This window comes from Haloarcula sp. H-hyl2 (assembly GCF_056934385.1).
Window position 1 is genome coordinate 106,124 of record NZ_JBRIIJ010000002.1, and the last position, 12,142, is coordinate 118,265.

At 67.1% G+C, this 12,142-nt stretch carries 12 protein-coding genes; 4 read left to right on the forward strand and 8 right to left on the reverse strand.

Translation table 11 applies throughout. From position 1 onward, the window contains the following. Window positions 1-4: 4 nt before the first annotated feature. Together Hhyl2_RS10265 and Hhyl2_RS10270 are read right to left on the reverse strand one after the other, a co-directional pair. Window positions 5-589, reverse strand: coding sequence for a sensor histidine kinase (locus Hhyl2_RS10265; protein ID WP_483552020.1), 585 nt, complete (start codon window positions 587-589; stop codon window positions 5-7). A gap of 184 nt (window positions 590-773) precedes the next feature. Then, complete coding sequence (locus Hhyl2_RS10270; RefSeq protein ID WP_483552021.1) at window positions 774-2,771, reverse strand: heme-binding protein; 1,998 nt, start codon at window positions 2,769-2,771, stop codon at window positions 774-776. Between the two features lie 124 nt (window positions 2,772-2,895). Between Hhyl2_RS10270 and Hhyl2_RS10275 the strand changes: the two genes are divergently transcribed. After that, window positions 2,896-3,762 carry a hypothetical protein gene (locus Hhyl2_RS10275; RefSeq protein WP_483550684.1) on the forward strand — a complete coding sequence of 289 codons (867 nt, stop codon included), beginning with the start codon at window positions 2,896-2,898 and terminating at the stop codon, window positions 3,760-3,762. Between the two features lie 4 nt (window positions 3,763-3,766). Here the strand turns inward: Hhyl2_RS10275 and Hhyl2_RS10280 are convergent, their stop codons facing one another. Further along, a complete protein-coding gene (locus tag Hhyl2_RS10280; RefSeq protein WP_483550685.1) occupies window positions 3,767-4,312 on the reverse strand; it encodes a CDP-2,3-bis-(O-geranylgeranyl)-sn-glycerol synthase in 546 nt (181 codons plus the stop codon). Between the two features lie 111 nt (window positions 4,313-4,423). Between Hhyl2_RS10280 and Hhyl2_RS10285 the strand changes: the two genes are divergently transcribed. Then, window positions 4,424-5,257: a proline dehydrogenase family protein gene (locus tag Hhyl2_RS10285; RefSeq protein WP_483550686.1), complete on the forward strand. Its 834-nt coding sequence runs from the start codon at window positions 4,424-4,426 to the stop codon at window positions 5,255-5,257. A gap of 88 nt (window positions 5,258-5,345) precedes the next feature. Then, on the forward strand, window positions 5,346-6,008 hold the full coding sequence (locus tag Hhyl2_RS10290; RefSeq protein ID WP_483550687.1) for a DUF502 domain-containing protein: 663 nt from the start codon (window positions 5,346-5,348) through the stop codon (window positions 6,006-6,008). A 19-nt stretch (window positions 6,009-6,027) separates the two neighbouring features. Here Hhyl2_RS10290 and Hhyl2_RS10295 read toward each other — a convergent pair whose 3' ends face one another. The 3 genes from Hhyl2_RS10295 to Hhyl2_RS10305 form a co-directional block, all read right to left on the reverse strand. Beyond that, entirely contained in the window at window positions 6,028-6,960 is a 933-nt protein-coding gene (locus Hhyl2_RS10295) for a branched-chain amino acid transaminase (protein ID WP_483550688.1), read from the reverse strand. 160 nt (window positions 6,961-7,120) lie between these two features. Then, on the reverse strand, window positions 7,121-7,798 hold the full coding sequence (gene ribB, locus Hhyl2_RS10300) for a 3,4-dihydroxy-2-butanone-4-phosphate synthase (protein WP_483550689.1): 678 nt from the start codon (window positions 7,796-7,798) through the stop codon (window positions 7,121-7,123). Next, window positions 7,785-8,483: a DUF120 domain-containing protein gene (locus Hhyl2_RS10305; protein WP_483550690.1), complete on the reverse strand. Its 699-nt coding sequence runs from the start codon at window positions 8,481-8,483 to the stop codon at window positions 7,785-7,787. The genes ribB and Hhyl2_RS10305 overlap by 14 nt, the downstream gene beginning before the upstream one ends. A 410-nt stretch (window positions 8,484-8,893) precedes the next feature. Between Hhyl2_RS10305 and Hhyl2_RS10310 the strand changes: the two genes are divergently transcribed. Beyond that, on the forward strand, window positions 8,894-10,033 hold the full coding sequence (locus tag Hhyl2_RS10310) for an acyl-CoA dehydrogenase family protein (protein ID WP_483550691.1): 1,140 nt from the start codon (window positions 8,894-8,896) through the stop codon (window positions 10,031-10,033). 93 nt (window positions 10,034-10,126) lie between these two features. On the opposite strand, the gene Hhyl2_RS10315 is transcribed toward Hhyl2_RS10310, so the two are convergent. Both Hhyl2_RS10315 and twy1 read right to left on the reverse strand, forming a co-directional pair. Further along, complete coding sequence (locus Hhyl2_RS10315; RefSeq protein ID WP_483550692.1) at window positions 10,127-10,912, reverse strand: enoyl-CoA hydratase/isomerase family protein; 786 nt, start codon at window positions 10,910-10,912, stop codon at window positions 10,127-10,129. 241 nt (window positions 10,913-11,153) lie between these two features. Then, window positions 11,154-12,131 carry a 4-demethylwyosine synthase TYW1 gene (gene twy1 / locus Hhyl2_RS10320; RefSeq protein WP_483550693.1) on the reverse strand — a complete coding sequence of 326 codons (978 nt, stop codon included), beginning with the start codon at window positions 12,129-12,131 and terminating at the stop codon, window positions 11,154-11,156. Between the last annotated feature and the right edge of the window lie 11 nt (window positions 12,132-12,142).

Consider the following 12,142-nt stretch of genomic DNA (forward strand, 5'->3'; position numbering starts at 1 on the left):
CACGTCACTGCTTGGCTCCGGTCGACACCTCGAACCGGGCGCCACCGGTCTCGCTGTCTCTGTAGTCCAGTGTCCACCCGTGTGCCTCGACGATGCGCTCGACGATCGCCAGCCCGAAGCCCGTTCCCCCGTCCTCGGTCGTCATCCCCAGCTCGAACACCGACTCCTGCTCCGCCGGTGGGATACCCGGTCCGTCGTCGGCGACGTAGAACCCTCCCGCACACGAACCGAGAGTTACCGTCACGTCCTCGCCACAATGTTCCACGCTGTTCCGAAAGAGGTTCTGGAACACCTGGCGCAGGCGCGTCTCGTCGGCCAGCACCCGCATCTCGGTTTCGACTCGTAGCGTCACACTCTCGGTTCCGACCGCCTCCCAGGCCGCTCGGCAGCAGTCGTCGATGGCGACCGTCCTCTTCTCGTCGATGGTCTGACCCTCCCTGGCGGGGTGCAAGAGCTCTTCGAGCATCGTCTCCATCCGGTCGACTGCCTCACTGGCTTCGTCGAGATGGGACAACTCGCCGGTCTGGCGTGCCAGTTCCACGTTCCCGTCGATGACCTGCAACGGGTTGCGCAGGTCGTGGCTGACGATCCCCGTGAAAAAATCGGACTCACTCCGTTCGGCCGTCCGCTACGCCAGGAACACGTGCCGCGGTCGGTCCGCCAGCACGTCCCGGCCGGCCACCACCTTTTTCCGCTCGGGTGTCTCGCGATGCTCGACACCACTCGCGCAAAAACGTGGGCGAAAAAGCGGCCTCACTCCCTTCGGCCAGCCACTACGCCAAGAACACGTGCCGCGGTCGGTCCGCCAGCACGTCTCGTCCCCAGTCGACGGTGTCCGAGAAGGCGTCGGACCGGAAGAACGCCATCGCGTCCGCCTTGCTGTCCCACTGGCTGGCGATGAACATGTCGTTCTCGTCGTCGTAGTTGGCCAACAGTGCCGTCTCGCGGTGGCCGTCCATATCAGCCAGGAGGCCGCCGACAGTGTCGAACTTCTCGACGAAGTCGGTTCGGTGTTCGGGTTTGACGGTGTAGAACATCCCCATCGTGCCGAAGCCGTCGCTCTCACCCTGTCGACGGACGACCTCGGGAAGGTCGGTGAGGTAATCACTGGCCGTCTGGGCGGCCTCCTCGGTGTCCCACAGTGAGGCGACAGCGGTCGTCCCGGAGTCGTCGTCCCGGTAGATGCTGGTCCGGACGTGTGTGTCGTACCGGTCGAACGCGTTCCGGAGGTCGCCCACCTCCTCAGCCAGTTCCTCGGGGTCGGCCTCCGAGTAGACGACCAGCGCGTAGACGTCCTCGCCGTGTGGCTGACCGGCGTAGACGCCCTCGGCGTCGAGTTGCTCGCGGATGGACTCCGAAGAGGCGGCGGTCCGGTCGTCCTCTTCGTCGTCACCTTCACCGAGCTGGCCGCCGAACTGCTGTTCGATGCCGTCGAGGTCGCTGAGGAATCCGGCGGCAGTCTCGGCGGCCTCCTCGGCCGTCCAGATGCTCACGACGAAGGTCTGACCGCTCTGGGCCCGCACCGTCGTCGTCACGTGGCGGTCGTAGTGGTCGAAGCTCTCCGAGAGGTCCTCGACGTCGTCGACGATGTCCTCGGCGTCGGCACTGGAGTGGAAGATCAGCGCGAAGTCGCCGGCGTCGTAGGTCTCACCCTCGTAGATGCCCAGGCGACCGACGCGCTGGACGGCGTCCGCAACGACCTCGTAGTCCCCCGAGACGTCCGGGCGACCGCCGCCGTGGCCGCCGTCGTCGGACCCGTCGTCACTCGTCGGGTGGTCCCCGTGCTCGCTCGTCGGGTGGTCGGCGTCGTCGGCCGCCTCGCCGTGGGGGTGGTCCCCTTCGCTCGCGCTGCCCGGATGCGCGCTGGCGTGTGCGTCGGCATCGCCAGCGTGGCCGCCGTCGTCGGCGTGGGCGCCCGCACCGTGGTCGTGGCCGGCGTGGGCCTCGGTCTCGGTCTGTGCGGCGTGTGGGGGCGTCTGGTCGGTCGGGACCCGCTGGCCGGCGAGCACCGCCGGGAGGTCCGCGGGGTCGAACTTCCGGCCGACGTAGAAGGGGCCGAACTCCGCGAACTGCGAGGTCGAGGGGTCGAAGCGCATCTCCGTCAGCAGGTCCTTGATGGAGGTCATATCCTCGCTCCAGAGCGTGATCCCCCACTCCCAGTCGTCGAAGCCGATGGAGCCACAGATCATCTGGTTGACGTTGCTGCCGTGGCTCCGGCCGATATCGCCGTGGCGCTTGATGTGGGCCGCCCGCTCCTCGAAGGCCGTGTCGTACCAGTTCTGGTCGGGCTGGCGGCGCTTGCTCATCGGGTAGAAACAGACGAACTCCTCGTCGGGAACGTCGGGGTGGAGCCGTGCCTGGATGTACTGGGCCAGGCCGGAGTCGTCGTCGACTTCGCCCTCGAAGTAGTCGCGGGACTTCTCGGTGTAGCCCGAGGCTTCGGTGACCGAGACATAGGAGAACTCCTGTTCGGTGAAGGCTGCGAACTCCGTCTGCTCGAAGTGGCGTTCGGCGGCGTCCAGATCCCCCATCGTCGGGCGCAGGTGGAGGATCATGATGTCGGCCTTGTGGCCCATCACGGTGTAGACGGCCGTCTGGCCCTCGTCGGCATCTTCGATACCCTCGTAGGCCGACAGGAACTCGATCCCCTCCGAGAGCGCGCGGTCCCGGACCCGCTGGGGGGCCTCGCGCCACGCGTCCCAGTCGATACTGCGACAGTCGTGCAGGACGTACCAGCCCTCCTCTGTCGCCGGCGGCTTGCGTTGCTCCATGGCCGGCGGTTCGGCGTGGACGCTAACGAACCTTCCCATCTCCCTGCGAAGCGAGCGACGCCGCCCCGATCGAGTGATTATGTGGTCCAGAAGACACTTTCCGTCCGCCCCGGAACCACCGGCTGTGAACCGACGTCACTACCTCGCCCTGATCGGTACCAGCATCGGTTCGCTCGGCGGCTGTGTGTCACAGCCACCGGGTGGCGAGCCGTCCCACACCGCGACGGACGGACCGACACCCTCTCCGACCCCGTCCATCGACACCCGTCGCGCCACGATGGGTGAGACCATCACCGTCGACGGCGTCAGCGTCACCCTCTCGAACCCCCGCGTCAGGTACGCGATTCCGGTCGCCGGCGCACACGTTTTGCCGCTGACGACCGACGTGGGCCAGTGGGTCGTCGTCGACGTACGCATCGACGGGGAGCCGGCGAAACGACTCGACGAACGGTTCGGCTACGCTGTCGACGGCAGCGGCGGCCGGGAGAGCGAACCACGGTCGACCACCGAGCGCGGCGCGTTCGGCGTGCCGTTCCCGGTCGGCGACCACGACACGGCAGCCGTCCGCTGGCGTCCCGACACGGCAACCGCCGTCGACTGGACGCTCTCCGACGGCGTCCTAGAGGACCTCGCCGCGACGCCCGCCTTCCGTGTCACGTCGTTCGGGAGCGTGGTTCGTGACGGCGAGCGCGTCGTCGAGCTGACCGTCAGGAACGACGGCGGCCGGGACGGGCAGTTCCTCGGCCGCGTCTCCTTCGAGGGGTACAGCGGCGGTGGCCTGGTCTCGTTCGCGGTCCCGGCGGGCAAATCGAACCACTACAGCGGTCGTCCGGGAAAGGTGGTCCTGTACTTCGAGAACCACGGCGGCCGGACCTTCACGCTCCAGTATCCGGGTCCGGGGGGAATGGACTACGTCGAGCAGACGATCGCCTCGTCGACCGAGAGCCCGACAGTTCCGGGAACGGAGACGCCGACCGTGGCCGACGGGTGACCGGTCACCACGGTTCGTTCTTCAGTCCGAGCAGATACGCGATGCCGTTGGTCCCGACGTGGAGCAGCGGCGTCACGACGAGGATCGCCACGAGGACCGGCCGCGTGAACGTCGCCAGGAACCACCCCGGTGCGAGGACCAGCGCGACGAGCAGGGCGCCGACGACGAAGTCCAGTTGATCGAGTCCGGGGAAGGCGGCGCCGCGTTCCCGCCCACTCCGGCGTTTGATAAACGACGCGCCGATGTCCCCCAGCATCGCACCGAGTGCCAGCCCGAAGCCGGCGAGGACGGGGAACTGGGGGAGTGAGTAGCCGAGCAGGCCGCCCACTGTCGACGCCAGCGCGTTCATCGCCAGCGCCAGCGCCGTGCCGGCGAGCGTCCCGGCGGCGGTGCCACGCCAGGTCTTGCCGTCGCCCAGCAGCCGGCTTCCGCCCATCGTCCGGCCGCCGTCGATGGGGCGGCCACCACCGGCGAGTACGGCCGCGTTGTTGGGGATGTAGGCCGGGCCCATCGCCCACAGCGCCGTCACGACGATTCCGACGAGGTCCATGTCCGGGCGCTCTCGCGCCCCGTTGTTAACTGCTACGAGAGCTTCGTCGTCGGGACGGCCACTCGGTAGCTGGGGACAACGTTCATGCCGAGTGAGCGGCAATATTTACCCATGCTTCCGCCAGTCGCGAACCGATTTATCGCCGGCGAGACCGACGCCGAGGTGCTCGAACACGCCCGGCAGCTCAACCAGGGCAACGTCGGCGCCATCTGTAACAGGCTCGGCGAACACTACCACACGAGAGAGCGGGCGACGGCCGACGCCGAGGCCTACGAACGCCTCGTCGCCGACATCGGGGACAGCGACCTCCGTGCCTGCGTCTCGGTGAAACCCTCACAGCTGGGCCTGTACGTCGACGACGGCGTCTTCCGGGCGAACCTCGGACGGGTCGTCACGGCCGCTGCCGAGGCCGGCGTGTTCGTCTGGATCGACATGGAGGACCACACGACGACCGACGCGACGCTGGACGCCTTCGAACACCACGCACGGGAACAGGGCGGCGTCGGCGTCTGCGTGCAGGCGAACCTCCGGCGGACCCGCGAGGATCTGGCGCGACTGGCGGATCTGCCTGGGAAGGTCCGACTGGTCAAGGGCGCCTACGACCCGCCCAGAGACGTCGCCTATCAGGGTCGCGAGCAGGTCAACGAGGCCTACGAGGACTGTCTGCGGTACATGTTCGAGCAGTTCGACGATGGCATCGCCGTCGGCAGTCACGACCCCCGGATGCTGACGCTTGCGGCCGATCTACACACGAGATACGGCACCCCTTACGAGATCCAGATGCTGATGGGCGTCCGGACCGACGACCAGTTCGAACTGGCCGACTCGGTCGACGTCTGGCAGTACGTCCCCTACGGCGGGCGCTGGCCCTCGTACTTCTGGCGGCGCGTCATGGAGCGCAAGGAGAACGCGCTGTTCGCACTCCGGGCCATCGCCGGGAGTTGAGAACCGACTGCGGGACGGTTTGCAACACCCCGATCCGCCCTGGAACAAAAAGGGAAGGGCTGATATCCCAGGGTCCACTGGTGGACATATGGTCTCGTCCTCGTCGTGGAAGCGCGACTTCGCGAGCGGGCTCATCGTCCTCCTTCCCTTCCTGGTGACCACCTACGTCATCCTCTATCTCTACGGCATCCTCGCGTCCGCGGCGGTCATCCCGGCGATCAACTCGGAACTGCTCCTGTCGCTCGGACTGAGCAGCCAGACGGCCAACAACGAGACCATCCTCGAACTCGCCCGCGTGACGACGGCGCTGGTCATCTTCATCCTGATCGTCTTCTCGACGGGCTACCTGATGCGGACCGCCGTCGGCGACATCCTCGAAGCCGTCCTCGACGACCTGATGAACCAGGTGCCGGGCCTCCGCGTGGTCTACAACGCCTCGAAGATGGCCATCGAGACGGCCGTGGGCGGCACCGAAGACCTCCAGAAACCGGTGAAACTCGAAGTCTGGGAGGGGATGCGGATGACGGCGTTCAAGACCGGGAAGACGACCGACGACGGCCGCGAAGTGCTCTTCCTGCCGACCGCTCCGAACATCACGACCGGTTTCGTCATCGAGGTCGATCCGGCCGACTACGAACCGACCGACGAACGCGTCGAGGACGCGCTCACCCGCATCCTCAGTGCTGGCTTCGGCGATACCAACGAGAAAGACGCCAAGACCGCCATCTCGATGCTCGAAGACGACGACTGATACTCTCGACGAGTGCCGCTCAGACGTACCGGAACCACTCCTCGCGGTCGCCCGACTCCACCAGATCGAAGAAGGCCGTCTGGATGTCGTCGGTGACCGGGCCCTTCGTCCCCTCGCCGATGACGTTGTCGTCGACGCTGCGGATGGGCGTGACTTCCGCGGCCGTACCCGTAAAGAACAGTTCGTCGGCGGTGTAGAGTTCGCCACGCGAGATAGTCGCGTCGTCGTGGACGGTGTACCCCATCTCCTCGGCCAGCGTGATGGCGGTCTGGCGGGTGATCCCGTCGAGGATCGACTCGGCCAGGCCGGTCGTGTAGATCTCGCCGTCTCGCACCAGGAAGATGTTCTCGCCGGGGCCCTCGGCGACGTTGCCCTCCTTGTTCAGGACGATGGCCTCGGTGTAGTCGTTGCGCTTTGCCTCCAGCGAGGCCAGCACGCTGTTGACGTATGTCCCGGTCGTCTTGGCGTTGGTCGGAATCTGGCTGGAGGAGTACTTGCGCCACGAGGAGATAGCGACATCGACGCCCTCTTCGAGGGCCTCCTCGCCCAGATACGCACCCCACGGCCAGACGCCGATGGCGGTCTTGACCGGCGACTTCTGTGGGTTGAGGCCCAGCGGACCGTAGCCGTAGAAGGCGATCGGCCGGATGTAACAGGAGTCCAGGTCCTCCCGGCGGATGAGTTCCTCGGTCGCCTCGGTCAGTTCCTCCCGTTCGAAGGGGATGTCGATGTCGTAGACGCGACCGGAATCGTAGAGCCGTTCGAGGTGTTCCTCCCAGCGGAAGATGGCCGGGCCGTGGTCGGTGTCGTAACACCGCACGCCCTCGAAGACGCCGGTCCCGTAGTGGAGCGCGTGGGTGAGCACGTGGACCTGTGCGTCCTCGAAGTCGACGAACTCCCCGTCCATCCAGACGGTGTCGACCCCCTCGAACATCTCGGGCCGGTCGCTCATCGGCCCCACCCCGTCGCGATACATCGTGTGTCGCCGCAAGCGCTGTCTGCGAGCGTCTCGTCGCGCGTCATATCTACCCCAATGAAGTCCCCGCTTAAGAGTGTTGACGGTTCACGGGTGTCGGTACCACGGTCCGCAAGAGCGGCCCCGAACGGGCGATTCAGCTCAGGTGGTCGACCAGACTCGCGCCCTCGACGTAGGTCAGTCCCTCGCGGTCGGCGTAGGCCCGCGCGGCCGCCGGCGGGAGCGCCGCGCCAGTCTCGTCGTCGAGCATCTCACAGACGACGACGGCCGGTGGCTGGTCGGCGGCCGCCGCCAGCGCGATCCCGAGTTCGGTGTGGCCCATCCGATCGGAGAGGAGCCCCGGCGCGGCCCGCAGGAGGTGGACGTGTCCGGGTGCGCGGAACTGCTCGGCGAAGGCCGCCGGGTCTGGCTCCGCGGCCACCGCGGCCAGTTCCCGGATGGTCAGCGAGCGGTCCTCGTCGGTGATACCCGTGAAGGTGTCGCGGTGGTTGACCGTCAGCGAGAACGACGACCGCTCGTCGTAGGCCAGATCGTGCTCGGCCGACGTGGGGTGGTCCAGCGCCTCCTGCATGAACGGGAGGTCAAGCCGCTCGGCCACGGCATCCGAGAGCGCCACACAGACGAGCCCGCCGGCGTCGTTGCGCATGCGGGCGACGGCCTCGGGGGAGACCGCGCCGGCCGGATAGACGAGGTCGGTCTCGCCCTCGCGGTCGGCGGCGTCGTGGATCAGGACGGGTTCGCCACGGCCGAAGGCGGTGATGGCGTCGGTCACGCCGTCGGCCTCGGCGGCGCTGTCGGTCTCACTCCGAGACATGTGCGATCACCTCGTCGCCGTCGGCCAGCCCGAGCACGTCGCGCAGTTTCTCCGGCGCGATGATCTCCAGTTGCTCCTCGCCGTGGTGGGTCCGTTCGGGTGCGATGATGTGGGCAGGTTCGTACTCGCCGTCGCCGCTCTCGACGGAGGCCGGATAACAGTAGGCCGGCCCGTAGGTCCGCTCGTCGTCCTCCCAGCCCTCGATGGTGATGGGTTCGACGCCGCTGAGTCGCGCCCGTTTGCGGACGCTCTCCTCGACGAGTTCGACGTTGAGCGTCCCGGCGAACGGTTCGTAGCCCAGGCGGTCGATGAACTGCTTCATGTAGCCCGGCAGGGTGATGTAGTGTCGCCCCTCGCCCATCCCGGAGGTGACGGTCCCGGTCAGGTCGACGCTGGAGTCGTTCTCGAAGATCTGTCGGTAGTCGGCGTACTCCGACTGGAGCCGCCGGGCGCCCGCGTCGGTGATCTCGACGTCCTGCCCGTCGCTGGCGATGGTCCGCTCGACCATCCCCGCGTCCTCCAGCCCCTGCAGCCGTCGGGACGCCGTCTGGTTCGACGCGTCCAGGCGCTCGGCCAGGGCCGCACAGGAGACCTTCGTCGGCCCGTCCAGCGCCCCGTCCAGGGCGAGCACCTTCAGCGTCGCCAGGGCGTCCCGGCCGACGGTCTGCCCCGTAGATTCAGCCATATCTCGGCGTACGGACCACTGGCGGATAAGCATACCGAACGTGAGATGCATCCCACATGTGGAACAGTGACAAACCAAGAGAGAGTTGTCGGCTCGACCGACGCATTCGACATTTGGTGGTTGGCGGCTATGAACGTTCTCCCGAAGGTGTACGGGGATTGAAAAACCCGGACTCGGGAGGAGTTCGAATCGTCAGGAATTGACTATCCCTGACTCCACCTCTGCTATCATGCAGCGGACCGGGATAGTCGGCGCGGCAGCGGCCGTGCTGGAGTCCGTGGTTCCGATTCCACCCCGGAACAGTCCTCGGGGAGAAACACGGACTCGGGACGATGGCGGCCCGTGGGCCGCGGCGTCGTCCGGCACCTCCGGCCACCCGTTTTACAGTCGCTGCCGTCGAAGCGTGTCGGATGGGAACGCTTTCAGCCGAGGAGCGGGCGTTCGCCCGGCGCGCCGAAGCCGTCGCCGCCGAGTTCGCCGACGACGCCTACACGTGGGGCGGCGATCCACCGTGGGCCAACCTTCGCCGACTGGCCGAGGCGGACCTCTACTGTCCGTCGATATCCGAGGCGTACGGCGGCCAGGGCCGCTCGGACGTCGCCGCGCTGCTCCTGACCGAGGTGGTCGGTCGCGAGTGCCCAGACACGGGGTGGTTCACCTACATGCAGAGCGTGGTCGGGCCCCGCGCTATCGACCTGTTCGGGTCCGAGGCGATCAAGGAGGCGTACCTCCCGGCCGTGACGGCGGGCGAGAGTTTCGTCTCCATCGCCATCTCGGAACCCGACGCCGGGTCCGACGTGGCGTCCATGACGACCGAGGTCACCGAGACGGACGGTCAGCTCGTCTGCAACGGCGAGAAGACGTGGGTCGGCGGCGTCCCCTTCGGCGACGCCGCGGTGACGTGGGTCCGGTTTCCGGACGGGCTTGGCTCGGTGGTCATTCCCTACGACGACCCCGGCGTCGAAATCCAGGACGTGTACACGAACATGGCCGGCTACGCCCAGACGCACTTCACCATCGACGACGTGGTCGTCCCGGAGAGCCACGTCCTCACGCGGGGCGACGACGCGTTCACGGAACAGCTGGTCGCGCTCAACTGGGAGCGACTGGGCAGTTCGGCCCTGACGGTGGCGTGGGCCGAGGCAGCGCTGGAACGGGCGCTGGCGTACGCGAGCGAGCGCGAGCAGTTCGGCCAGCCGATCGGCGACTTCCAGGGCATCGAGTGGAAACTCGCGGAGATGTACCGACTGGTCGAGACGGCCGCAGCGCTGGTGTACCAGTCCGCTGCGGGCGCGGCGGGGCGTGACCGACCGCCGTCCCGCCTGCACACGTCGACCGCGAAGCTCCACTGCTCGCGGATGGTCGAACAGGTCGTCAGCGAGGCTGTCCAGATAGTCGGTGCGCGGGCCTACCAGCAGGGCCACCCGCTGGAGTACCTCTACCGGCTGGCTCGGGGCCGGCGCATCGCCGCCGGCACCGACGAGATGCAGTTGAACACCGTCGCGCGGGCGCTGAAAGAGGACGGTCTCCCAGCCGTCTCGGAGCGGTAGCCGCGCTCGGTTTCATACTGTCGGCTGTACGTCGTTCAAGAATTTCGCCACCACGGGGTGGCGACTATCGTGTCTCAGTTACAGCCACCAGTATCAGTCGTACGCGCGGTCGAAGTCGGGTTCTCGCCCCTCGTTGAACGCCGCGACCGCTTCCTTGTGTTCGTCGTCGACCACGCAGTCCCACTGGTACTCCGACGCTCGCCGACAGTACTCCGCGAAGCTCTGCTGGGGGTCGACGAGGCGGTTCGTGTGCTGGACCGCCGTCGCCGGCTTGTCCCGGATCTCGGCGGCGAGGTCGCCGGCCGCGGTGAGTGCGTCCGCGGCGCGCTCGACGGCCAGCCCGATGTCCACGGCCTCTGCGGGCGTGATGTCACGGCCCGTCAGGAGGTACTCGCGGGCTCTGGATTCACCGACGAGTCGGGGCAACAGCCATGCGCCGCCGTCACCCGGCACGAGGCCGACATCGACGAACCCCTCGCGCATGACGCCCTCGTCGCCGACGACGCGTAGATCACAGGCAAGCGCGAAGTCACAGCCAGCGCCGATAGCGGGGCCGTTCACGGCAGCGATCGAGGGGGTCGCCATCGTCCGCAGTCGCCAGACGAACTGCTGGATGAGCCAGAGGTAGGCGCCGTACTCCTCGGGTGACTGGTCGCCCCAGTCGGGCATCTCGGTGGTGTCCGCGCCCGAACAGAAACCGTCGCCGGCTCCGGTCAGCACCACCGCATAGACGCCCGCGTCGGCCTCCGCAGTCCGGGCGGCGTCGTTCAGTTCGAGGACGGTGGTCCGCGTGAAGGCGTTGTACACGTCGGGTCGTTCGATGGTGATGGTCGCGATGCCGTCGGTCACGGCGTAGCTGACGTCCGTGTAGTCACTCATGTCACCCGTCTCACCTCGTCGGCACAAATAGCTGGGCCCGTCGTCGAGACGAGCACAGCGAGTCTTTCGGTGGCGAAAAACCGGCTGCTCACTCCGTTCGCTGTCCTCAATACTCCACCAGCGCGTCCTGCTCCCGAGACCACCTTTTTCCCGCTCGGGTCTCTCGCTACGCTCGACACCTCTCGCGGCAAAAACGTGGGCGAAAAACCCGACTCCTCGCTCCGCTCGTCGTCGGTACCACTCAGTACTCTACCAACGCGTCCTGCTCCCAGAACTCGCTTCCCTTCTCCAGTTTCGGGACCCAGGTCTTCTGGTCGCGGGCGAGCATGGCCACGCGGGACTCCTCGACCTCCTTGATGACGTCGTGGGGGAGGTACTCGCCGACCTGTTCGGTGAACTCCAGCACCTCGTCGTGTTCGGGCATCGAATCCCGGTCCAGGCGGCCGCGCGAGTGGCCGACGTGCATGTAGGCCTTCAGTTCGACGAAGTCGGCGTCGGCCCGGTCACACATCGCCGCGTACCACTCGGGGTGGTGCATGTTGTGGCCCTTGACGAGCGTAGTCCGGATGACCGTCCGGGTGTCGTCTTTCTCGGCCAGCACGTCCAGCGTCTCGATCAGGGAGTTCCAGGCGTCGTCCTCGACGGCCTTGACCGTCGAATCGAAGGTCTGGCGGTCCGGCGCGTCGACGGAGACGTACAGTTGCGTGGGGTCACAGCGGGCCAGCATCTCCGGGTTGGTCCCGTTCGAGACGAGGAACGTGGTGATATCGCGGTCGTGGAACTCCTCGATGAGTTCGTCCAGATATGGGTACAGCGTCGGTTCGCCGTCCAGCGAGATGGCGACGTGCCGGGGTTCCATGGCCTGCTCGAAGACCTCGCGGGGGACCTCGTCGTTCCCGCCGAAGCCCGAGAGCAGCTTCCGCTGGAGTTCGATGGACGCGTCGGCGACCGCCGCTGGGTCGTCCCACTCGACGTCGCCCAGTTCGTACGCGTGGCCGGCGTGGTCGCGCCAGCAGAAGACACAGCGCTCGTTGCACTTGACCACGGGCGTCATCTGGATACAGCGGTGGGACTCGATGCCGTAGAAGATGTACTTGTAACATTTCCCCTCGCCCCGGAGTGCGTTCTTCGTCCAGCCACAGGTCTGTGCCGCCGTGTGGTTCTCGCTGTGGTAGGCGGGGTCCGAAACCTGCTTGGGACCGCCGTCTGCGTCGCTCATTGGCGGATGGA